Origin of the sequence: Fulvimarina uroteuthidis (genome assembly GCF_034321785.1) — a bacterium.
Lineage (GTDB): Bacteria > Pseudomonadota > Alphaproteobacteria > Rhizobiales > Rhizobiaceae > Fulvimarina > Fulvimarina uroteuthidis.
Window position 1 is genome coordinate 642,029 of sequence record NZ_JAXLPB010000001.1, and the last position, 22,287, is coordinate 664,315.

A 22,287-nucleotide genomic window follows, 5' to 3' on the forward strand; every position below is an offset into this window, starting at 1 on the left:
ACGGGCATGGCACGGGCATTGGGTTGGGATATCGGCGGAGCGCATCTGAAGGCCGCGCTCTCCGAAGACGACCGTGTGTTGAAGGTTTGGCAGATGGTAACGCCGATCTGGCGTGATTTCGAGAGCCTGCAGTCGGCCGTCGACCGGATCGACGAAGAGGCCGGGGACGTTGTCAGCCACGTCATCACCATGACCGGAGAGGTCGCCGACGTCTTTCCCTCGCGCCGCACGGGCGTCGAGCAGATCGCCCGCATCATGGGCGAGAGGCTTTCGGGCGATATTCGGCTCTATGGCGGCGAAGCGGGCTTCCTGTCCCTCGGCGACGCCCGGTCCAACGTTTTCGACATCGCATCGGCCAACTGGCATGCCAGCGCCACGATCACCGCCCAGCGCATCGAGGAGGCGTTGTTCATCGACATGGGATCGACGACGACGGATCTCGTCCCGGTCTCGGACGGCAAGGTGCGCGCCAAGGGCCATACGGACCGCGACCGTCTCGTGTCGGGCGAACTCGTCTATCAGGGCTACACACGCACCGCGCTGATGGCGGTCGCGCGCGAGGTGCCGTTCATCGGACGCTCGATCCCGGTCATGAACGAATTCTTCGCCACCATGGCGGACGTGCAGCGCGTCATCGGCAATCTCGAGGAAATCGACGATCTGCACGAGGCGGCCGACGGCACCGACAAATCGATCGAGGGCTCGCGTCGGCGCATCGCCCGCATGGTCGGCATGGACGCGGCCGATGCGAGGGACGGCGCTTGGGAATGGCTTGCTCACGCCTTCGCCGAGGCGCAGGTGCGCGCGATCCACGATGCGGCCTTGAAGGTCCTGTCCCACGACGAGATCACCGACGATGCGCCCCTCGTCGTCGCCGGTGCCGGCCGCCCGGTGCTGAGGCGGCTCGCCGCGCGGCTCGACCGGGGCGTCGTGGATTTCTCCGATCTCGTCGATTGCGCCTCGAACGTTCGCGACGACATACGCCGCGCCGCGCCCGCAAGCGCCCTGTCGCTGCTGGCGGCGGGCCGGTAGAGCGGCGAGATTGCCGCGCGCGCGCCTCAGCACTCCGGCAGGTTGACGGCAAGCCCCCCGCGCGAGGTTTCCTTGTAGCGGTCGGACATGTCGATGCCGGTCTGGCGCATGGTCTCGATGCAATTGTCGAGCGGCATGAAATGGGACCCGTCGCCGTGCAGGGCGAGCGAGGCGGCCGATACCGCCTTGATCGCCCCGAACCCGTTGCGCTCGATGCAAGGCACCTGAACGAGGCCGCCCACCGGATCGCAGGTCATGCCCAGATGGTGCTCCAGTGCGATCTCTGCGGCATTCTCGACCTGCTCGTTGGTCCCGCCGAGGGCGGCGCACAGGCCGGCGGCCGCCATGGCGGACGCCGATCCGACCTCGCCCTGGCATCCGACCTCCGCGCCGGAAATCGACGCATTGTGCTTGACCAGCGCCCCGATCGCCGCCGCCGTCAGGAGAAAGACGCGGATGCCCTCGTCGCTCGCGCCGATGCAATGGTCGCGATAATAGCGGATGACGGCGGGGACGACGCCGGCCGCGCCGTTCGTGGGTGACGTCACCACGCGCCCGCCGGCCGCGTTTTCCTCGTTGACGGCCATGGCGTAGACCGAAAGCCAGTCGCTTTTCGAATAGGGCTGGGTCTGGTTCCGCCCCTCGTCCGCGCGCAGGCGCTCCGCGATCGCTTTCGCCCGACGCCTGACCTTCAGGCCGCCGGGCAATTCACCGTCCTGGGCCATGCCGCGATCGATGCAGTCGCGCATGGCGAACCAGATGCGGTCCAGACGGTCGTTCAGAAGATGCCGCTCGACATGGATCTCCTCGTTCGCGCGCTTCATGGCGGCGATCGAAAGCCGCGCGCTCCGGCCGGACGCCAGCATCTCGGCCGCCGTGCCGAACGGAAACGGATAGCCGAGCGCCTTCTTGCCGGCTTCGAGCCCGCCCTTGCGGGTCTCGGCCGACGCCGCGAGCTCGTCCGCCGACAGAACGAACCCGCCGCCGATCGAATAGAAGATCGATTCGACGACCAGTTCGCCGGCCGCGTCATAGGCCTCGAATGTCATGCCGTTGGCGTGGCCGTCGCGCTTCGTCTCGTAGTCGAAGACGAGATCGGCCTGCGGATCGAAGGCGACGTCCCCGAGGCCGGGCACTTCCACCCTCTTTTGCACGTTGAGCCGGTCGAGAAGCGGCACGATATCGTCGGGATCGATCTCGTCGGCTTTTTCCCCCAGCAACCCCAGGCAGCATGCCGTGTCGCTCGCATGCCCCTTGCCGGTAAAGGCCAGCGAGCCGTGCAGGCGGACCCGCAGGCGTCGGGGGGCCTGGGCTTCGGTGGTTGCACACAGTGCCCGCAACTCTTCGAGGAACCGCGAGGCGGCCACCATCGGTCCGATGGTGTGGGAACTCGACGGCCCGATGCCGATCTTGAAGATATCGAAGACGCTGATGAACATGAGGTGCCCTGCAGGTTCCCGGCCACCGACGGCCGTATCCGACCAACGATACGGGGAAATTCGTGCGAGGCAATGCAAGGCGCGTTGGTTTTCAGGCCGTGACGATCCCGGATGAAGACTTTCAGCACCCCTTGTCGCCCGGCGCCGCCGACCCTCATGGTCCGGCGACTGACGTCACCACGAAAAAGGCCCGGCAAAGCCGGGCCTCAAGCAATCGTGGCAGGCGCGCCCCGCCTACTGGTTCGAGGCGTCCGGCTGCGGGCTGGCCGGCTCGATCATGCCCTGCGGCCGGACCGCCGGAGCGATATCGGTCTGCGGCGGCGTGGCGGCACCTGTGCCGGATGGCTGCGCGGCCGGGGCCGGTTCGGCGGAAACCGGTTCATCCGGCGTCCCCGCCGTGCTGTCGCTCGGCTGGGTTTCGCCCGGCGCCTGCGGCTCCTGCCCCGCTTGCGCGCCGACCCGATCGGTGCCGATCACCTGTTCGACCGTCGAGCCATCGCTAGCGGCGACACGCCACACCGTATTGCCCGCATCGTCCGCAACCAGCAATGCGCCGGTTCCATCGATGCCGACGCCGACGGGACGGCCGCGCGCATTGTCGCCGTCGAGGAAGCCGGTGACGACCTCGACCGGATCCCCCGCCGGCTTGCCGTTCTCGAACGGCACGTAGACGACGTGATAGCCGCTGAAATGATCGCGGTTCCACGAACCATGCTCGCCGATGAAGGCGCCGTTCGCATAGGCTTCGGGCAGTGCCGAATCGTAGGAGAATTCGAGGCCGAGGGCCGCGACATGGCTCGAAAGCGCGTAGTCGGGCGAAATCGCCTTCTCCACCATGTCCGGACGGTGCGGCATGACCCGCTCGTCGACATGCTGGCCGTAATAGCTCCACGGCCAGCCGTAGAAACCGTCTTCCTGCACCGAGGTCAGATAATCGGGCACGAGATTGGGGCCGAGTTCGTCGCGTTCGTTGATCACCGCCCAGAGCTCGCCGGTTTCCGGATGGAAGGTCAGGCCGTTCGGGTTGCGCAGACCCGAGGCGTAGACGCGTGCCGCGCCGGTCTCGCGGTCGATCTCCCAGATGGCGGCGCGTCCCTTCTCGGCTTCGAGGCCGCGCTCGACGATGTTCGAGTTCGAACCCACCGAGGCGTAGAGATATTGCCCGTCCGGCGACAGTGCCAGATCCTTGGTCCAGTGATGGTTGATCGGCCCGCCCGGAAGCGGGGTCAGCACCGTCGGTTCGGCGGTGATTTCGCTGTCGCCGAGCTGGTAGGGATAGGAGATGACGGCTTCCGTCGAGGCGACATAGAGCGTGTCGTCGATCCAGGCGACGCCGAACGGCGAAGCGAGGTCGGTCAGGAGATCGGACCGCTCGTCGACCGTGCCGTCCCGGTCGGTGTCGCGCAGGAGCGTGATCCGGTTGGTTTCCGGCGCTTCGCCGCCGCCGCCGCCATGGGCGATCGACATGATCCAGCCGCGGATATAGTCCTTCGGGCGGTTGAGCGGTTTGCCGGACGGCCCTTTCGACTGGACGACGAGCACGTCCCCGTTCGGCAGGGTGTGGACCGTGCGCGGATTGCCGAGATCCTGGGCGTAAGGCGTCACCGTCAGCCCCTCGGGCACGGTGGGCGTCTCGCCCTCGTCCCATCCGGTGACGGCCGCGACCTTCATGTCAGGCAGCAGCGACTGCTCGGGCTCGGGCAGGACGGGATCGGCGCCGAACTGCTGCGAGGGATCGAAATCGCCGTCGTCGCTGCAGGCACCGAATGTAAGAAGGGCGACGGCGCTGACCGTCAGGCCGAGCGCGCGGGTCGTGCGCAGATGCTTATTCATAATTGGAAACTCCAACGCCATGCTTGAAGACGAGCGAACGTCCGAGCCATGCGGTCATGAAAATCACGAGGACGGTGACGGCCGACAGGACGAGGCCCCAGGGCATCACGGCGGTCCAGCCGTCGCCGGCATGGACGAGACTGTTGACGAAGGCGAGCACCAGCGAGGCGACGAAGCCGACTGCGTATGGCAAGGTCGCCGACTGCTCGCGGATCGCCCGGCTGGCGATGAGATCGACGAGACCGGCGAGAAGCGCGATGCCGCCGAAGACGAGGCCCGCAAGCAGAAGCCAGGCGGAAAAGTCCTGCCACATCAGGTTCGTCGTCGCGACATAGGCGAGATCGGTCATCAGCACGAGTGTGAAGCAGACGGTGGGGAACGAGGCGAACATGGCGTGGATCGGTTGTCCGTCGATCGATGCCTTGGACGCTGGGTGCGGATAATCCATGGAAGAAAGGTCTCGCGTGGAAAGAGGGAACGTCTCTGTGATACGAGCCTCGCCCCCTCCAGGTTCCCATGACACACTGTCAATCCTTGCCGCGCCCCCGCTCCGCCCCGCTTGCGCGCCGATGCACCGTCCAAGCGCCCGAGCCCGATGGCTCCCGCCTTCGGGAATTTCGTTCATCTCGCCCGCGCCATGATCCGGTGACGTTACGTGCAGACGGAACCTCGAGCATCGGCCTCAAAAATCGGAATCGATTTTCGGAAAGCCCGATGCGCGAGATCGAAACCATCGTTGAAGCATGGGGCGTTTATCCAGACGCACGATGCTTTAGCGCGCGAACCGGTCCGTCGTGGCGATCAGCCTGTCCAGGATTCCCGGTTCGTCGAAGGCGTGGCCGGCGCCCTCGACCATGTGGAAGGCCGCGTCAGGCCAGGCTTTCGCCAGTTCGAAGGCCGAGCGCATGGGGCACGGCATGTCGTAGCGTCCGTGGACGATCGCGCCGGGCATGCCCTTCAGCCGGCCTGCATCGCGCAGGAGCTGGCCGTCCTCCAGCCAGCAGCCATGCGTGAAATAATGGTTCTCGATCCGCGCGAAGGCGAGCGCGAAGCGGCCGTCCGTGAAGATCGAAGTCAGTTCCTCGCTCGGCAGGAGCTTGATCGTCCGCGCCTCCCACCGGCTCCAGGCTTTCGCCGCTTCAAGCCTCGCGGCTTCGTCCTGCCCGACGAGGCGCCTGCGATAGGCCGCGATCATGTCGCCGCGCTCGTCTTCGGGGATGTGCGCCTGAAAGCGCTCGAATTCGTCCGGATAGATCTCGGAGACGCCGAACGTGTAGTACCAGTCGAGTTCGGCGCGGGTGATCAGATAGACGCCGCGAAGAACCAGTTCGCTGACGCGTTCGGGATGGGTCTGCGCATAGGCGAGCGCCAGCGTCGAGCCCCAGGACCCGCCGAACACCTGCCATGTCTCGCAGCCGACGATGGCGCGCAGCCGCTCGATATCGGCGACGAGATGCCAGGTCGTGTTCGCTTCCAGCGAGGCATGGGGCACGGAGCGGCCGCATCCGCGCTGGTCGAACAGCAGGATGTCGTATCGCGCCGGATCGAACAGGCGCCGCTGATTCGGGCTGCAGCCGCCGCCCGGCCCGCCATGCAGGAAGACGACCGGCTTCGCGCCCTTCGTTCCGCAGCGCTCGAAATAGATCTCGTGCCCCTCGCCGACTTCGAGCATGCCGGTTTCGTAGGGCTCGATCGGCGGGTAGAACGTGCGCAATGTCATGAAACGGTCCTTGGACGAAATCGGAAACGAGGGATGCAGTCGAACCCGATGCGGCGGTCGAAGACAAGGAGGGTGCCAAGGGTTTTCGGCCCTCCCGGGGCCGATGCCGGACCCCCGCAGAGCGTCACAGACCGTCGTCGAACTCCTCGATCAGCAGGCGGACGACGCTGCGGATGGCCTCGGCGTCGCTGGCGCCCTCGCCTTGCCGCTGCGCGAAGCGCTCGACCTGCCGGTCGGCACTGGTGCCGTTCGCGGCGATCCGCCGAACATGCAGCACCTCCTCGAGGCAGCCGAGGGCCTCGGCGTGCGGCGACACCAGTTCGATGAGTTCGTCGATCAGCTCGGCGAAGGGCACGATCTCACCGATGCCGAAGTCGATGAGGCCGTCCGAGACCCCGTAGCGCTGGGCCCGCCAGCGGTTTTCCTGGATCAGGAACCGGTCGTAGCGCCGCCAGCGCATGTTCGACTTGCGCAAGGTGTAGAGCAGGCGGAAGATCGACTGGGTGAGCGCGGCGATCGCCAGCGCGTCCTCGAGCCTCGGCGAGACGTCGCAGATGCGCGATTCCAGCGTCGGGTAATTGGCCGACGGGCGCACGTCCCACCAGATCTTCGAACAGTCCTCGATCATCCCCGTCCTGATGATGACGTTGGCGGCGCGCTGATAGTCGGACCAGCTCGAAAAGCTCGGCGGCAGCCCGGTCCGCGGCATGTTGTCGAAGACGCTGAGCCGGTAGGATTTGAGCCCCGTTTCCTGCCCCTGCCAGAACGGGGACGAGGTGGACAGCGCCAGAAGATGCGGCAGGAAATAGGAGAACTGGCCGAGAAGATCGATCCGCATGTCGTCGTCCTCGATCCCGACATGCACGTGCATGCCGCAGATCAGCATGCGCCGGGCGACGGCGGCGAGATCCTCCTCGAGGTCGCGATAGCGCTTCTTCTCGGTGAACTGCTGTTCGTCCCACTTGGCGAAGGGGTGCGTCGAGACCGCGAGCGGTGCCAGGCCGTAGGAGGCTGCGATGCGGGCGACGGTGCGGCGCAGTCTCGTCAGGTCGTCGCGGGCCTCCGCGATCGTCCCGCAGACCCGCGTCCCGATCTCCAGCTGGCATTTCAGGAATTCGTGGGTGACCTGATCGCCGAGCTCGGCCGCGCAATCGGCGAACAGACCATCGGGAACCGACGCAAGATCAAGGGTTTCGCGATCGATGAGGAGATATTCCTCTTCGACGCCAAGGGAGAAGGTCGGCGCTGTCTCTTTCATCGAACGAGTGTGTGTGGCAGGTCGATCGAAGACAAGTGAGATTTCCGCCACACGCCTTCCGATATCGCCGTTTGACGTTGGAGGAAGGACACAATCACGAGAACGCGCCATGCCGGTCGATCCATCCACCTATCTCGCCTTCGTCGCCGCCTCCATGCTGCTCCTCGCGATCCCGGGACCCACGGTGATCATGGTCGTCGGCCAGTCGCTCGCCCACGGCCGGCCCGCCGCGCTCGCAAGCGTCGTCGGCGTCGGTCTCGGAGACCTGTGCCTCGCCATCCTGTCGCTTGCAGGTGTCGGCGCATTGCTCGCGGCTTCGGCAGGCGCCTTCACCCTCATGAAATGGATCGGCGCGCTCTATCTCGTCTATCTCGGGATCAGACTCTGGCGCGCGCCGGTCACGCCGATCGGAGAGACCGGCATGCACGGCACGTCGGAAACGGTCCCGAAGATGAAGATCCTGCGCGAGGCGTTCCTCGTCACCCTGTTCAACCCGAAGGGGATCGTCTTCTTCGTCGCCTTCGTGCCCCAGTTCGTCGACTGGTCGGCCGCCTACTGGCCCCAGGCGATCATCTTCGTCGCAACCTTCACGACCCTCGCCATGGCGAACGGCTTCGTGTTCGCGCTCGCCGCCAGCCGGGCGAGACGTCTTGCGACGCGGCCCTTCATGCTGCGCGCCCTGCAACGCGCCGGGGGCGCCTGCCTCGCGGGAGCGGGTTTGCTTGCCCTGGCCGCGCGGCGCCCGATCTGAGCGGCAAGGACGAAAAAGGGGAATCCGGTTTGTCGATCGACCCGGCGCGGCAAGCCATAACCCTACAGTCTCGAGCAATGCCGGTTTAGCGTCCGAGGCTGTGAGCGGCGCCGAACTCTTCTCCCGTCAGCCTCGGGCGCGGGCGGCGATCGATGTCGGCCACGCAGCCCGCGCGCCGAGCTTGTGTCCGCAAGCTTCGCACGGCACCATGTCGCACGGGCCCAGGAATTCGACCTTGCCGAAGGAAACGCCGATGTCACGCGCCCTCGCCGCTGCCCTGTTCGTTCTTTCAGCTTTTGCCGCCACGCCATCGGCCGCCGCCGACAGTTGCGGCTTCTTCGCGATCGCGGGCGCGTTTCCGAGTTTTCCCGGTGCCGATCGACGGTCCGACGAGATCGGCGGATCGGCATGGGGGCTCGATTCCTCCGACAGTCCGAATGCGGGCCGCGGTCTCTGGGTCGTCGCCGAAGGGCCCGGCTCGCGGGCGCAGGCGGAAGGCTGGGCGCGCGACTACCGGGCGAAGGGCGTCGGCGACGCCTATGTCACGCGCCGCTGCTTTTTCGGGGAATGAAGGGCGATCCCGTTCCCGAAACGCGCATCAGGCGGCGAAGCGGCTCGCATCGACGCCGTAATGGTTCACGTAACGCGGATTGATCCGGTCGCGCGGCAGGACGATGAGGACGTCGGTGGTCCCGAACTGCTCGTCGATCACAGCGCCCTCGCCGATGCAGCAGCCGATCCGCAAATATCCCTTGAGGAGAGGCGGCAGACCGGCAAGCGCCTGCTTCGGCTCGATCGCGAGCGGCCCCGCTTCGGCAAAGGTCGCGCGATGGGCGAGCGCCCGCACGCGCCATTCGGCCGGCGCCGGTGCCACGTCGCGCAGGAAAGCGAGGGAATTGCCGATCTTCTTGGGGTCGGTTCCCTCGATCGACGCACAGCCGAACAGAACGTCGATCTTGTGCGCGATCACATAGGCCCAGATGCCCTGCCAGAGCAGTTCGACCGTGCGCTTGCCGCGATAGTCCTTCAACACGCAGGACCGCCCGAGCTCCAGAAAGCGCAAGCCCTTGTGCCGCTCCAGCATCGGGGCGATATCGAATTCGCCGGCCGTGTAGAAGCCGCCGGCAAGCCGTGCGCCCGCCTCCCGCATCAGCCGGTAGGTCCCCACGATGCGTTCGGTCACCGGCCCCGTCCGGCCGTGATCGATGACCAGAAGATGGTCGCAATAGCGGTCGAAGCCGTCCTTGTCGCGCCGCGTCAGGGTCTGGACGCGGGAGGGCTTGGCACTCATTTCCTCGTAGAAGACATGATAGCGCAGATGTTGCGCCGCCCTCACCTCGATCGGCGAGCGGGCGAGTCTGACTTCCAGGGAACCGATCCTGCCAAGGGTGGGGGCATTCGCGTCGAACCGTGTGGCCAGATGCACGATCTTGGCGGAAAGATCGCGCGGCAGAAGTTTGGCCGCCTTCGAGCGGGGAGGCTCGGCCCGTTTCAGCACCAGCGCATTCTTTCCGGTACCGGCAAATGCAAACATGCTTCGTCTCGCTCCACCAACTTCAGGCGTCTTCGCGCATCCTCTAGTCTCGTTACACAACGGTCCGATGACAAGGGCTCTTTCGGCACTATCCAGATGAATGATCGGCTCGTCTGCGCGTTCCATGTCATCCGATGTCGACGACGACGCGTCCGCGCACCTTGCCCTCGATCAGCGCCTGCGCGGTTTCGATGACCGCGTCGAACGGGACCTCGGAGGAGATCTCGGCGAGCTTCGTCCTGTCGAGATCGGACGCCAGGCGTTGCCAGGCCTCAATGCGCCGCTCCGGGGTCATCATCACCGAATCGATGCCGTGCAGCGAGACGCCGCGCAGGATGAACGGCATGACGGTGGCCGGCAGATCGGCCCCTTGCGCAAGGCCGCAGGCGGCCACGGCGCCGTGGCGCTTCGTGCCGGCCAGCATGTTGACCAGCGTATGCGAGCCGACGCAATCGACGCCGGCGGCCCAGCGCTCCTTGTCGAGCGGCTTGCCCTTTTCCGAAAGTTCGGCCCGGTCCATGATCTCGCCCGCGCCGAGACGTTTCAGATAGTCATGCTCTGAGGCGCGCCCGGTCACCGCGATCACGTCCCATCCGAGCTTGGACAGGACCGACACTGCGATGGAGCCGACGCCGCCCGTGGCGCCGGAGACGATCACCGGCCCCTTGTCAGGCGTCATTCCGGCGTCTTCGAGGGCGAGGACGGAGAGCATTGCGGTATAGCCCGCGGTGCCGATCGCCATCGCGTCCCGCGCCGAAAACGCGTCCGGCCGCTTCACCAGCCATTCGCCCTTGACGCGGGCGCGCTCGGAATAGCCGCCATAATGGGTTTCCGACAGGCCCCAGCCGTTGAGGACGACCTTGTCGCCCGGCTTCCAGGCCTCATTGCGCGACGCGACGACCTCCCCGGCGAGATCGATGCCGGCGATCATCGGCCATCGCCGCACGATCGGCGACTTGCCGGTGATGGCCAGACCATCCTTGTAGTTGACGGTCGAGGCTTCGACGCGAACGTCGACATCGCCGTCCATCAGCTCGTCCGACGTCATCTCGGTCATTTCGACCGTCTGGTTCTTGTCGTCGTCGCGGCTGATCAGGACTGCCCGGAATGTGTCGGCCATCGGATGCCCTCCCTTTGGATTACGGCCTCTCGGCCCGGCGTTTCGTTGCACATGAGGAGAGGGCGAGCGGCGGGGAAGTCAATCGGTGGACGATCGGCGCCGCGCCCGGCGCTCGCGCAGCGGATGCAGGATCAGCTCGTCGAGCACGATGAGGGCCGCCCCCACGCTGATGAAGCTGTCGGCGAGATTGAACACGGCGAACTCGAAGAGCGGCGTGTGGAAGAACACGTAATCCACCACATAGCCGAGCCAGACCCGGTCGATCAGGTTGCCGATCGCCCCGCCCACGACGATCGCCAGCGCGATATGGGTGAGCGTCCGGTCCACCGGCGTCTTGATCCACAGATAGAACACGGCGACGAGAACGACGCAGGCCAGGAGCGCGAGCCCCATCGGCCCGATGTCGGAAAACATCGAGAAGGCGATACCGGTGTTCCGGGCGTGCAGCAGGGCGAGGAACGGCAGGATTGGAATCGCCTCGCCGAGATCCATGGTCGCCACCACCAGCGCCTTCACCGCCTGGTCGAGCACGACGGCGAGAACGACGATGGCGATGTTCGTCAGGACGAGGTTGCGGGCGGACGTCGTCTTGGTGTCAGGGTTCATAGTGTCAGGGTTCCGCGCCGCGCCTCGAACAGCATGACGCCGGTCGCGACCGCGAGGTTGAGGCTGTCGGCGCGCCCGGCCTGGGGAATGCGCACGAGGGTGTCGCAGGCCTCCGCGAGGGCATCGGTCAGCCCCGCCTGCTCGTTGCCCATGACCAGGACCGTACCCTTCGAGCCATAGTCGGGCTCGCGATAGTCGACCGTCCCGGCCATGTGGGTGCCGATCAACGGGGCCTGCGCGCCCTTGCGCCATTCGAGGAACTGAGCCTCGCTCGTCCGCGCGATCCTCACGGAGAAGATCGAGCCCATGGTGGCGCGGACCGCTTCCAGCGAGAACGGGTCGACCGTATCGCCGACGAGCACCACGCCCGTTGCGCCGACCGCGTCGGCGGTTCGCAGCACCGTTCCCAGATTGCCGGGATCGCGCACCCGGTCGAGCACGACGAGCACCTCGTCCCGTCGCGGCGCGAGTTCGGCGATCGGCACCGTCTGCTTGCGGAAGACGCCGACCGCGTTCTGCGGATTGTCGCGGCGGGTGATCGCCTCGAGAACCTTGTTGTTCGCCTCGATCAGGTCGGCGCCGAGGGCGACGGTGCGCGAGGCGGTCTTTTCGAGAAGCGCATTGTCAAGCGCGGCGCGCGCGACGACCAGCGTCTTGATCTCCCAGCCGGCATCGAGCGCATCGATGACGAGCTTCAGCCCTTCGGCAAGGAACAGCCCGGTCTCGTCGCGATGCTTCTTCTGGACGAGGGCACGGATGTCCTTGACGATCGGGTTGGCGGTGCTCGTCACCTCCTTCACCCGGCCGGGGGCCGAGAGCGGGCGATTGGGCTGATCGGGTCGTTTGTTCATGGGTTCAGGCCGTCCAGCGCGCAAAGAGGGATGTGGAAAGAAGCCGCGGGTCCGCGCCGTCCTCGGCAATGACCAGTTCGCCGGCCTCGATCGCGCCGCCCCTGCCCCGGAACTCCTCGCGCATCAGTTCGGCGAGCGAGTAGAAGGAGGAGCGGATCGAATAGGCGGTGAGGATGGTAAACAGGGCGCGCTCGGACAGGAGCATGCGCGTCAGCGCCAGGAGATAAGGCAGATCCTCCATGATCTGCCAGACCTCGCCCTTCGGCCCGCGTCCGAACTTCGGCGGGTCGAGCAGGATCGCGTCGTAGGTGTTGCCCCGCTTGATCTCCCGCTCGCAGTAGCGCACGGCGTCCTCGCAGATCCAGCGGATCGGCGCACTTTCCATCTCCGCGAGCGCCTGATTCTCCCGCGCCCAGCCGATCGCCTTCTTCGAGGCGTCCACATGGGTCACCTCGGCCCCCGCATCGGCGGCGACGAGGGAGGCAAGCCCGGTATAGCCGAAGAGGTTGAGCAGCCGCACCGGCCGCTTCGACTGGAAGACGCTGTCGCGCACGAAGCGCCAGTGGGCGGCCTGCTCGGGAAAGACGCCCGTGTGCCGGAAGCTGGTGAACCGGCCATGGAACCCGATGCCGTCATAGGACAGCGGCCAGGTCTCGCCGAGCGCCTCGCCGGTGAAACGCCAGCGGCCGGTGCCCTCCTCGTCCGTATCGCCGGTGAAGATCGCATCCGCCATCTCCCAGGCCCGCTCCGGAAGGCGCCGGGGCCAGATCGCCTGGTTCTCCGGCCTGCGGATCGTCAGCGGGCCGTAGCGCTCGAGCTTTTCGCCGGCGCCCGAATCGAGGAGCGCGTAATCCTCGGTCGGCTCGACCGTCAGGATCTGCGGCGCGCGCAGCGCCGGGCGATCGCCCGAAGGCGGCAAGACCTCGATGCGCTCGCGCTCGCCGGGCGCCTGCACGATCTGGGGCTCCGCCCGCTGCGGGCCGGCCTCGGCCGCGCCGGTGCGCGGCATGTCCCGTCCAGGACGCGGGCGGCGTTCGCCGCGTTTATCCCTCGAGCCGTTTTGCTTCCCGCGTTCGCGCGCCACGCGTTCACCGCCGTTTCTTGTCGTTGTCGATCGATCTCAGGTTCAAAGGGCTGCATAAACCCTGGGTCCGCCCTTGGCAAAGCCGTGAAAGAAGCGAAACATGGAAAGCATGCGACGAACCCGTTCGTCGCTCACCGCTTGAACCGGGAGGACATCATGGAACTCAAGGGCGAATACCGCCTGCCGGCCAGTCGCGAGACTGTCTGGAAGGAACTCAACGACCCCGATACGCTGCGCGACTGCATTCCGGGATGCGAAAGCCTGGAGAAGAACGACGACGACACGATGAACGCGACGGTCAAGATCAAGATCGGACCGATGAAGGTCGCGTTCAAAGGCGAGGTTCGCCTGGAGAACATCAACGCGCCCGAAAGCTATTCGATCGTCGGCGAAGGCAAGGGCGGCATTGCGGGCTTCGCCAAGGGCAAGGCCGACGTGCATCTGGCCGAAGCCGGACCCGACGAGACCATCCTCACCTACGAAGTCGATGCGCAGGTCGGCGGGAAGATGGCGCAGCTGGGCGGCCGGCTGATCGAATCGACGGCGAAGAAACTTTCGGCCGAATTCTTCGACTGCTTCGCCAGGAAGGTCTCGGACGGAAACGCCACCGCGGAAGGCGAGACCGTCACCGCCTGAGAGCGGCGACGCCGCGAGCCGTGCAGGCCTGAACCCGGCATCGGCGACGATAGCCGGGTTTCTTTTCGTCGGCAGACCGTGGCGGGGAGAAACGAACGACGCGCCGCATGCTGGCGGCCCGCCGAGACCCTGTCACGCGGAAGAGACAATCGCGCGTGATCACGATGGTTGCAGGCGGGGTGGTCGCGGGCGGCGTGATCGCGGGCGGGATGATCGCGGGAGGGGTTGGATCATGCCGCCCTGTCGGACGAGATCATGCGCGCGGACGATGTCGGCGCACCGGCGATGGAAGCCTGTTGGGGCCGGGACTCGCGCTCGGCGTTCGCGCGCTCGACCCGCTCCTGGCGCAGGCGCTGAAGTGCTTCGGCCTGCTCCTGCTTCTCTTTTTCCATCTTCTCCATTTCGAACTTGCGGCGCCAGGAATCGCGGCGATAGGAGCCTTCGGAGATCCAGGTGAAGACACAACCGGCGACGACGCCGACCAGCGCCGCGACGATGATGATGAGCGAGAGCGGGAGCGAATAGGTGAATTGCGGCATGGTGCCGAACGGATCGAGGCTGAGATCCACGGGCGCGCGATTGATGACGAGGAACGTCACGACCGGGATGGCCACGAGCAGGAGAACGATGATGGTGAAAACGCGCGAAATCATATCGGTCTCTTTCATCCCTTGAAGAGCATGTGATCGTGAAAGCGCCAGGCATACGGTCTGCCGGGCGCGCATGCGTGATCAAATGCGGCAGGACGCCGTCCTGTCAATCGATTCCCCGAAACGAGCCGCCGATCATCGGCCGCATCGATCGGCCCGTCTTCAGGGCAGGAATTGGGGCATGCGCAAGATGAGGACCGGTGTCCTTCGAACGCAGCCCGAAGTGCGGCCGCAACACCGTCGTGACAGCAGGACGACACCATGCGGGAAGACCCGAATGAAAGGCTGGCGATCGCAAAGCTTCAAAACAGGCGGGAAGGGACCGGTCCTGAAACGCGCCGGCAATACCGAGAGGCGCGCAATCGACCGGCCAAGGGCCGCCGGGTCAGTCCTGATCGTTCAAGCGTTCGCGCAGTTCCTTGCCGGGCTTGAAGAACGGAACCCATTTTTCCGACACTTCCACCGCTTCGCCGGTCCGTGGGTTGCGGCCGGTGCGGGGCGGACGGTTCTTTACCGAGAAGGCCCCGAAGCCGCGCAATTCGACACGGTTGGATTCGCACAGGGCTTCGGTGATTTCGTCGAAGATCGCGTTCACGATCATTTCGACGTCCCGCTGGTAGAGATGAGGATTGCGGGTAGCTATCGTCTGAACGAGTTCCGACTTGATCACACGAATGATCCTTCAATGTCCGCCGCCCGGTGCGGGCAATTCTGCGAGAGCCCGGGTTGGGCACCCTCGCCTCGCGTCACGCGCGCCGATCTCTCAATCACGAGATCTACACGTTAATTTGAAGGCTGCCAGAGCGACAGCAATCCGTCAAGCTTCAAAGCGCGGACGGAGACCGGGAGCGTGCCTTCCGAAACCCCGAAAAACGCCCCGGCCGAGCGCATGCTCGCATCGAGGAAGTCGAACGGCGCCGTCTCCTCCTCCGGCTCGCGATCGACGATTTCAAGTCCCGCCGGAACGTCCCGTTCGCCTTCGAGCCATTGGCGCACGACCGCGTCGCTGCCGATTGCATCCACCAGCTTGCGGTCGAGGCCCTGCCGTCCCGAGAAGATCGCGGCATCGGCAACGGCGTTCAGTTCGGACGGCGAGAGATTGCGGCGCTCCTGCACGATGGCGCGGAACCAGTCGTAGGTATCCATGATCAGGGCGTCGATGACCGCCAGCGCCTCGGGCGGCGGCGGGCCGAACGGCGAGGGCTCGGCCTTGATGGGAGACGATTTCACCGCGTTGACCTCGACGCCGATCGTGTCGAGCAGCTCGGATGCGTTGGCGTACTGGAACAGAACGCCGATCGAGCCGACGATCGAGGTGCGTCGCGCTACGATATGGTCAGTCGCGACCGCCACCATGTAACCGGCGGAGGCGGCCAGCGTGCCGACCTCGGCGGCCACGGGCTTGGTCTTGGCCAGGGCGCGGACCGCTTCGTAGAGCGCTTCTCCGCCCACGGTGGTACCGCCCGGCGAATCGATCCGCACGATGACCGCGCGCACGCTCTCCTCCTCCTTCAGGGTCTCCAGCAGCTCCAGCATCGGCTGGTCCTCGGTGATCATGCCCTCGATCGAGACCCGGGCGATCTGGTTGCCGATCGGGGTCTTTTCGAGGTTGAAGAGAACCGCCACGCCGACCGCCAGAAGGACGGCGAGAACGGCAACGACGCGCCAGAACGACACCTTCCGTCTCAACGAACGGCGATCAATCAGGTCATCGGCTCTGGCCACGTCAGTCCCCCGGTTCGTACGGGCAGCCGCATGCAGGCCGCCCTGGTTTCCGGGCAGCTCTTACCCAAATTTTCACGCATCGTCATTATGCGACAAATCGGCTAAAATAACACTCTGCCTCAGAATTCTCGCAATGCGCAGCGAAGAGGCGAAATTCAGCGCGACGATCGCGTATATCGTGTAGGTCATCGAACCTTGCGTCCATCAGGGGGACTTCTGATTTGACGGACAGCCGTGGACAGGACGACGAACCGCGCTCGCGCGAGGTCGACTGGGCAAGCGCAGATTCGGCCGCCGGAAACGCGAAGATCGCCCGCGAGTTCGAGAAGGCCGCCCGGTCCGGCAGACGTTCCAGGATCCTCAAATTCGTGCTGCCGCTGCTTGCGGTGCTGATCGTGATCGGCGGCATCGGCGTGACCCTCGTCGCGCGCGTCGTCCCCGACGGCGTCAACCTTGCGGGCGCAACCATCCAGGATGGCCGCGTCGTGATGGACGATCCGCGCATGTCGGGCGTCGATTCCAACGACCGCCCCTTCGAACTCGTCGCCCAGAAGGCCATGCAGGCAATCACCGGCGGCGCCGTCGATCTCGAGGGCATCGACGCGAAGATCTCGGTCAGCGAAGACACCACGGCGATGATCCGCGCCTCGGCGGGACACTACGATCCGAACGAACAGAAGCTCGACCTCAGCGGCGGGCTGACCGTCGAGACGAACGACGGTCTCAGCGTGTCCCTGCGCTCGGCGGGGATCGACCTTGCCGACGGCAGCATGACGACGCGCGACCCGGTGCACATCCGCACGGCCGATCAGGACATCAAGGCGAACGGCATGACGCTCTCCGACAATGGCGAGCGCGTCCAGTTCTTCGGCGGGGTCTCGATCATCCTGAAGCCCGCCGGCGCCGCCGACGAGACCGATCAGGCCTTGACCATCATCGACGAATCGCGGCTTGCCGAAGCAGCGCCCATTGCCTCTGGAGAACAATAGACATGCGCCTTTCACTTGGGATCATCCCCGCCGCACTGATCGTCGGCGCATCGCTTGCGCTGCCCCTGTCGGCCGCAGCCCAGGAAGGCGGCTTCGGAAGCAATTTCAACGGCCTCCAGCTCGACGGCGATCAGCCGATCTCGATCGAATCAAGCACGCTCGACGTCGACGACAAGGCGGCGATCGCGACCTTCACCGGCAATGTCAGCGTTTCCCAGGGGCCGACTCTCCTGAAGACCGGCAAGCTCGTCGTCCATTACAAGAATGCAGGCGCGGCCGATGGTTCGGAAGGATCGGGCTCCCTGCCAGGCGGCTCGAGCGCGATCGAGCGGCTGGAAGCCACCGAGAACGTCTACGTGAAGTCCGAGGACCAAGTCGCCACGGCCCAGCGCGCCTCCTTCGACATGGCGGCGGACGTCGTCGTGATGACCGGCGACGTGGTGCTCAGCCAGGGCGAGAACGTCGCGGAAGGCTGCCGCCTGACGATCCAGATGGGCAGCGGGCGCGCCCGGCTCGAATCGTCCAACTGCGATGGAAACTCCGGCGGTGGCGGGCGCGTGCGCATGATGCTGACACCGGGCAGCAACTGACATTGTCGCTGGATGAAACCATGACGGCCGATCGTTCGCGCAGCCGCGACGGCGACGGGGCTTTTCGCGACGTCGGCTATGCGAAGGTCGAGGCGGCGGTCGAGAGCGAACCGGCGCACCGGGCCCACGGCGTTCCGCAGGAACAGGCCAGGGGCGTTCTCGTCGCATCCGGCCTGACGAAGACCTATCGCGACCGGCGTGTCGTCGATCACGTGGCGCTGTCGGTCAGGCGCGGCGAAGCCGTCGGTCTCCTGGGGCCCAACGGCGCCGGCAAGACCACATGCTTCTACATGATCACAGGCCTCGTCCCCGTCGATGCGGGAACGATCACCCTCGATGGCCGCGACGTGACCAAGGTGCCGATGTATCGGCGTTCGCGCCTCGGCATCGGCTACCTGCCGCAGGAGGCATCGATCTTTCGCGGCCTGTCGGTCGAGGACAATGTGCGGGCCGTGCTGGAAGTGTCCGAGCCGAACAAGGCGCGGCGCGAGAGCGAGCTTACCGCGCTGCTCGAGGAATTCCACATCGACCATTTGCGCAAGCAGCCCTCGACATCGCTGTCGGGCGGTGAGCGACGGCGCTGCGAGATCGCGCGGGCGCTGGCCTCCAAGCCCACCTTCATGCTGCTCGACGAGCCCTTCGCCGGCGTCGATCCGATCGCGGTCGCCGACATCCAGGCGCTGGTGCGGCACCTGACCCGGCGGGGCATCGGCGTTCTCATCACCGATCACAATGTGCGCGAGACGCTGGGTCTCATCGACCGGGCCTACATCATGCATGCCGGTGCCGTGCTCACCCACGGCAACCCGCAGGAGATCGTCAATGATCCCGACGTGCGCCGGCTTTACCTTGGCGATCAATTCAGTTTCTAAATCCGCCGAAACACCTCCCGATTGATTGACAAGGTGCTGAACGGCGCGCTTCATAAGTGCTCGCCGAAGATGGAAACCGCCCCATGGTCGGCCTTTGAATGTGCGAGTGCTTGTGCGGCTTCAGATGGTCTGGGATGCTCGACGTCCATGGGATTAGCGGCGAAACTTCAGTTCCGGCAAAGCCAGTCCATGGTGATGACGCCGCAATTGTTGCAGTCGATTCGTCTGCTCCAGTACGGCCATGGTGAGCTGAAGACCTTCCTCGAAGCCGAAGTCGAACGTAACCCCCTCCTCGCCATGGCCCCGGGTCGGGCGCTCGGCATCTCGATCGCGCCGTCGCCGTCCGAAACGCCGCCCGCGTCCGACCAGCACGACGCACCGCCAGCGAGCGCCGTGCCGCGGCGGCTTTCGGGGGGAGCGGCGCCCGGCAGGCCCGAGACAGGCTTTGCCAATCTCGCCGACGAGAACGTCTCGCTCCTGTCGCATGCGCTCGGCGAAGCCCGGGACATTGCCGGGGGACGCGACACCCGCGCCATCGCGGAAGCCTGCGCCGATGCGCTCGACGAGAACGGCTATTGCCGCACGTCGCCGGACGACCTGGCCAGGGAACACGGGTTCGACGCGGACCAAGTGCGCGCGGTGCTCGACAAGCTCCGGGCCGAGGCGGTTCCCGCCGGCCTCTTCGCGCTCGATCTGAAGGACTGCCTCGCGATCCAGCTGAAGCGGCAGAACCGCTACGATCCGGTGATCGCTCGCGTCCTCGACAATCTCGATCTCCTCGCCAATCGCGACTTCGCGACCCTTCGACGGCTGACCGGGGAGGACGATACGGGGCTCCTCGACATCCTGTCCGAGATCAGGGCGCTCGATCCCAAGCCCGGGCACGCCTTCGACGGGGCGGGCAGCGAGGGCATCGAGCCCGACGTTCTGATCACGCAGGACGGCGCCGGCGGCTGGATCGTCGAACTCAACCCGGACACGCTGCCTCGCGTGCTGACCGACCGGACCTATCTGAAGCGCGTCAGGAGGAGCGCGACGAGCGAGCCGGACAAGGCGTTCCTGTCGGATTGCCTGCAATCGGCGAGCTGGCTCGAGCGGGCTCTGGAAAGCCGCGCCCAGACCATTCTGAAAGTCGCCGAGGAGATCGTCAAACGTCAGGCCGGCTTCCTGTCCCGGGGCGTCACCGGCATGAAGCCCATGACCCTCGCATCGGTGGCGGATGCCATCGGCATGCACGAATCGACGGTCAGCCGGGTGACCAGCATGAAGTTCATCGCGACCCCGCGCGGCGTCTTCGAGATGCGCTTCTTCTTCACCCGGGCCATCGCCGCCGCCAACGGCGGAGACGCCCATTCGGCCGAAACCGTCAAGCACCGCATCAAGCTCCTGATCGACGCCGAGGTTCCGGGGCAGGTTCTCTCGGACGACGACATCGCCGCGATCCTGAAAAAGGACGGCATCGACCTTGCCCGCCGCACGGTCGCCAAGTACCGCGAGGCCCAGTCGATCCCCTCGTCGATCCAGCGTCGCCGGGAACTCAATGCGCGGCGTCTCGCATCCTGAAAACGTGACGCATTCCCCCCGACCGCCCCTGAACCGACCGAAGGGCTATCGCGTTGACAATGCACGGGACGCCTCATAGAAGGCCCAACCTTCGGGTCCTGCCCGCGATCCCAATCGCGAGGCGGCCGGCAAGAGCGTCTGGTACAAGTGCGCGGCGAGCGTTAGCGTGGCGAACGTGGACTGCGAACCGACCTGTAGAATGAGATGCGAAAAGGATTGCATGATGGCTGTACGTGTTTCGGGCAAGCACATGGAAGTGGGTGACGCCTTCCGGACTCGGATCGAAGAGCGCCTGGGGGCCGCGGTCGACAAGTATTTCGACGGCAATTTCTCCGCGACCGCCGTCGTCACCAAGGATGGCAGCCGCTATTCGTCCGATTGCGTGATCCATCTCGACACCGGCGTCATCTTCCAGTCGCAGGGCCAGGCCCACGATCCCGAGGCAAGCTTCGCGGAAGCCGGCGACAAGATCGAGAAGCGCCTGCGCCGCTACAAGCGCCGCCTCAAGGACCATCACGGCAATGGCGGGCACAAGACGCTCGCCTATCACATCATGGAGTCGATTCCCGAAGAGACCGAGGAGGTCGCCGAGGACTATTCCCCGGCGATCATCGCGGAGACCACCCTCAACATCGGCACGCTCTCGGTCGCCGGCGCGGTGATGGAACTCGATCGCCAGGACGGGCCGCTCGTTCTGTTCCGGAACGCAAGTTCGGGCGATATCAACATCGTCTTCCGTCGTGCCGACGGCAATGTCGGCTGGGTCGATCCTTCGACTTACGCAAAGGACGCGTGAGGATCGGGCAAGGTTCATGGTCGAACGTGCCGGGCTGAAGAGGAAAAGGCGTTCCAGATGGATTTTCAATCGCTCATAGAGCCGGCTGCGATCATGCCGGCCTTGAAGGCTACATCGAAACGCCAGGTGCTCCAGGAAATGGCGACGAAGGCGTCCGAACTCATCGGACGCCCCGAACGTGAGATCCTGGAGACCATCCTCGGCCGCGAGAAACTCGGCTCCACGGGTGTCGGCAACGGCATTGCGATCCCGCATGGCCGATTGCCGGGCCTTACCCGAATCACCGGGGCGTTCGCACGGCTGCAAAAGCCGATCGATTTCGATGCGCTCGACGAGGAACCCGTCGATCTGGTGTTCCTGCTTCTGGCGCCGGAAAATTCCGGCGCCGATCATCTGAAGGCCCTGTCGAAGGTCGCGCGTCTGTTGCGCGATCCCGAAACCGTCGCCTCCATCCGCGGTCTTCAGGACGCCGGATCGATCTTCTCGGCAATGGTGCGTTCGCAGACCCGGAACGCTGCATGAGCGAAACGCTCACCGTCCACCATCTCGACAATTCGCGCTCCCAGCGGGTCCTCTGGCTTCTGGAGGAACTCGAGCTCGACTACCGCGTGGAGCACTACCGGCGCGAAGCCGACATGAGGGCCCCCGACGCGTTGCGCCGAATTCATCCGCTCGGCAAGTCCCCCGTCGTCACGCATGCCGCGCGCACGATCGCCGAAACCGGGGCCATCGTCGAATATATCCTGTCACTGAAACCGGACCACGGCCTGATGCCGCCGGAAGGCACCGACGATTTCTGGCAGGCCCGCCACTTCCTCCATTATGCCGAAGGTTCGGCGATGCCGCCGCTGTTTCTCATGCTGGTGCTCGGCATGATCCCCGAACGCGCGCCGTTCCTCGTCAAGTCTGTGCTGTCCTCGGCCATGGAAAAGGTCGAGAGCGCGTTCGTCGCGCCCGAGATCCGCAGGCATATCGGCCACTGGGAAGATTCGATCGGCCAGACCGGCTGGTTTGCCGGACCGTCCCTGAGCATTGCCGACATCATGATGAGCTTTCCGGTGGAAGCGGCCGGCAAGCGCTTCGGCTACGACAAGCATCCGAGGCTGCGCGAATTCCTCACCCGCATCCACGACCGCCCTGCCTATCGCCAGGGCCTGAAGCGCGGCGGACCCTACGCCTACGCGTGAGCCCTGCTCACCAACCGCATCGCCAGGACGACCTGCCCTCTCCCGTCCGCG

24 protein-coding genes are annotated in these 22,287 nt (G+C 65.6%); 11 read left to right on the forward strand and 13 right to left on the reverse strand.

The genetic code is table 11. The features are described from left to right. The first annotated feature begins 6 nt into the window (after window positions 1–6). Window positions 7–1,032 (forward strand): hydantoinase/oxoprolinase family protein, encoded by a 1,026-nt coding sequence (locus U0C82_RS02940; protein WP_322185552.1) that lies wholly within the window; start codon window positions 7–9, stop codon window positions 1,030–1,032. A 26-nt stretch (window positions 1,033–1,058) separates the two neighbouring features. On the opposite strand, the gene U0C82_RS02945 is transcribed toward U0C82_RS02940, so the two are convergent. The 5 genes from U0C82_RS02945 to U0C82_RS02965 form a co-directional block, all read right to left on the reverse strand. Beyond that, on the reverse strand, window positions 1,059–2,471 hold the full coding sequence (locus U0C82_RS02945; RefSeq protein ID WP_322185553.1) for an L-serine ammonia-lyase: 1,413 nt from the start codon (window positions 2,469–2,471) through the stop codon (window positions 1,059–1,061). A 234-nt stretch (window positions 2,472–2,705) separates the two neighbouring features. Beyond that, a complete protein-coding gene (locus tag U0C82_RS02950; RefSeq protein WP_322185554.1) occupies window positions 2,706–4,304 on the reverse strand; it encodes a PQQ-dependent sugar dehydrogenase in 1,599 nt (532 codons plus the stop codon). Then, window positions 4,297–4,752, reverse strand: coding sequence for a DUF2231 domain-containing protein (locus U0C82_RS02955; protein ID WP_322185555.1), 456 nt, complete (start codon window positions 4,750–4,752; stop codon window positions 4,297–4,299). Before U0C82_RS02955 ends, U0C82_RS02950 begins: the two co-directional genes overlap by 8 nt. 324 nt (window positions 4,753–5,076) lie before the next feature. After that, window positions 5,077–6,024, reverse strand: a complete 948-nt coding sequence (gene pip / locus U0C82_RS02960) for a prolyl aminopeptidase (RefSeq protein ID WP_322185556.1) — start codon at window positions 6,022–6,024, stop codon at window positions 5,077–5,079. 124 nt (window positions 6,025–6,148) lie between these two features. Then, the gene (locus U0C82_RS02965) at window positions 6,149–7,282 is read right to left on the reverse strand and encodes a carboxylate-amine ligase (protein WP_322185557.1); all 1,134 of its coding nucleotides are present in this window, start codon (window positions 7,280–7,282) and stop codon (window positions 6,149–6,151) included. 109 nt (window positions 7,283–7,391) lie between these two features. Between U0C82_RS02965 and U0C82_RS02970 the strand changes: the two genes are divergently transcribed. Together U0C82_RS02970 and U0C82_RS02975 are read left to right on the forward strand one after the other, a co-directional pair. After that, window positions 7,392–8,033 carry a LysE family translocator gene (locus U0C82_RS02970; RefSeq protein ID WP_322185558.1) on the forward strand — a complete coding sequence of 214 codons (642 nt, stop codon included), beginning with the start codon at window positions 7,392–7,394 and terminating at the stop codon, window positions 8,031–8,033. A gap of 253 nt (window positions 8,034–8,286) precedes the next feature. Next, window positions 8,287–8,604: a hypothetical protein gene (locus U0C82_RS02975; protein ID WP_322185559.1), complete on the forward strand. Its 318-nt coding sequence runs from the start codon at window positions 8,287–8,289 to the stop codon at window positions 8,602–8,604. Between the two features lie 27 nt (window positions 8,605–8,631). Here U0C82_RS02975 and olsB read toward each other — a convergent pair whose 3' ends face one another. From olsB to U0C82_RS03000, 5 genes are all read right to left on the reverse strand, one after another. After that, window positions 8,632–9,567: a l-ornithine N(alpha)-acyltransferase gene (gene olsB, locus U0C82_RS02980; RefSeq protein WP_322185560.1), complete on the reverse strand. Its 936-nt coding sequence runs from the start codon at window positions 9,565–9,567 to the stop codon at window positions 8,632–8,634. 127 nt (window positions 9,568–9,694) lie between these two features. Next, the gene (gene acuI / locus U0C82_RS02985; RefSeq protein WP_322185561.1) at window positions 9,695–10,687 is read right to left on the reverse strand and encodes an acrylyl-CoA reductase (NADPH); all 993 of its coding nucleotides are present in this window, start codon (window positions 10,685–10,687) and stop codon (window positions 9,695–9,697) included. A 78-nt stretch (window positions 10,688–10,765) separates the two neighbouring features. After that, the gene (lspA, locus tag U0C82_RS02990; protein WP_322185562.1) at window positions 10,766–11,293 is read right to left on the reverse strand and encodes a signal peptidase II; all 528 of its coding nucleotides are present in this window, start codon (window positions 11,291–11,293) and stop codon (window positions 10,766–10,768) included. Next, complete coding sequence (locus U0C82_RS02995) at window positions 11,290–12,144, reverse strand: TrmH family RNA methyltransferase (protein ID WP_322185563.1); 855 nt, start codon at window positions 12,142–12,144, stop codon at window positions 11,290–11,292. The genes lspA and U0C82_RS02995 overlap by 4 nt, the downstream gene beginning before the upstream one ends. A gap of 4 nt (window positions 12,145–12,148) precedes the next feature. Next, the gene (locus tag U0C82_RS03000; RefSeq protein ID WP_322185564.1) at window positions 12,149–13,153 is read right to left on the reverse strand and encodes a class I SAM-dependent methyltransferase; all 1,005 of its coding nucleotides are present in this window, start codon (window positions 13,151–13,153) and stop codon (window positions 12,149–12,151) included. 231 nt (window positions 13,154–13,384) lie between these two features. On the opposite strand from U0C82_RS03000, the gene U0C82_RS03005 reads away from it, so the two are divergent. Continuing rightward, window positions 13,385–13,864 (forward strand): SRPBCC family protein, encoded by a 480-nt coding sequence (locus tag U0C82_RS03005; protein WP_322185565.1) that lies wholly within the window; start codon window positions 13,385–13,387, stop codon window positions 13,862–13,864. A gap of 230 nt (window positions 13,865–14,094) precedes the next feature. Here the strand turns inward: U0C82_RS03005 and U0C82_RS03010 are convergent, their stop codons facing one another. The 3 genes from U0C82_RS03010 to sppA form a co-directional block, all read right to left on the reverse strand. Continuing rightward, a complete protein-coding gene (locus U0C82_RS03010) occupies window positions 14,095–14,517 on the reverse strand; it encodes a LapA family protein (protein ID WP_322185566.1) in 423 nt (140 codons plus the stop codon). 382 nt (window positions 14,518–14,899) lie between these two features. Then, the gene (locus U0C82_RS03015; protein ID WP_322185567.1) at window positions 14,900–15,184 is read right to left on the reverse strand and encodes an integration host factor subunit beta; all 285 of its coding nucleotides are present in this window, start codon (window positions 15,182–15,184) and stop codon (window positions 14,900–14,902) included. 113 nt (window positions 15,185–15,297) lie between these two features. Further along, on the reverse strand, window positions 15,298–16,239 hold the full coding sequence (sppA, locus tag U0C82_RS03020; protein WP_322185568.1) for a signal peptide peptidase SppA: 942 nt from the start codon (window positions 16,237–16,239) through the stop codon (window positions 15,298–15,300). Window positions 16,240–16,460: 221 nt separating this feature from the next. Here sppA and lptC point away from each other — a divergent pair, with 221 nt between their 5' ends. From lptC to U0C82_RS03055, 7 genes are all read left to right on the forward strand, one after another. Next, a complete protein-coding gene (gene lptC / locus U0C82_RS03025) occupies window positions 16,461–17,228 on the forward strand; it encodes an LPS export ABC transporter periplasmic protein LptC (protein ID WP_322185569.1) in 768 nt (255 codons plus the stop codon). Between the two features lie 2 nt (window positions 17,229–17,230). Then, window positions 17,231–17,818, forward strand: a complete 588-nt coding sequence (locus U0C82_RS03030) for an LptA/OstA family protein (RefSeq protein WP_322185570.1) — start codon at window positions 17,231–17,233, stop codon at window positions 17,816–17,818. Between the two features lie 20 nt (window positions 17,819–17,838). Further along, complete coding sequence (gene lptB / locus U0C82_RS03035) at window positions 17,839–18,690, forward strand: LPS export ABC transporter ATP-binding protein (protein ID WP_322185571.1); 852 nt, start codon at window positions 17,839–17,841, stop codon at window positions 18,688–18,690. A 147-nt stretch (window positions 18,691–18,837) separates the two neighbouring features. Next, on the forward strand, window positions 18,838–20,253 hold the full coding sequence (gene rpoN, locus U0C82_RS03040; RefSeq protein ID WP_322185572.1) for an RNA polymerase factor sigma-54: 1,416 nt from the start codon (window positions 18,838–18,840) through the stop codon (window positions 20,251–20,253). 223 nt (window positions 20,254–20,476) lie between these two features. Further along, window positions 20,477–21,049 carry a ribosome hibernation-promoting factor, HPF/YfiA family gene (gene hpf, locus U0C82_RS03045; RefSeq protein WP_322185573.1) on the forward strand — a complete coding sequence of 191 codons (573 nt, stop codon included), beginning with the start codon at window positions 20,477–20,479 and terminating at the stop codon, window positions 21,047–21,049. A gap of 57 nt (window positions 21,050–21,106) precedes the next feature. Next, on the forward strand, window positions 21,107–21,571 hold the full coding sequence (ptsN, locus tag U0C82_RS03050; RefSeq protein WP_322185574.1) for a PTS IIA-like nitrogen regulatory protein PtsN: 465 nt from the start codon (window positions 21,107–21,109) through the stop codon (window positions 21,569–21,571). Next, window positions 21,568–22,236 (forward strand): glutathione S-transferase, encoded by a 669-nt coding sequence (locus U0C82_RS03055; protein ID WP_322185575.1) that lies wholly within the window; start codon window positions 21,568–21,570, stop codon window positions 22,234–22,236. The genes ptsN and U0C82_RS03055 overlap by 4 nt, the downstream gene beginning before the upstream one ends. Window positions 22,237–22,287 lie beyond the last annotated feature (51 nt).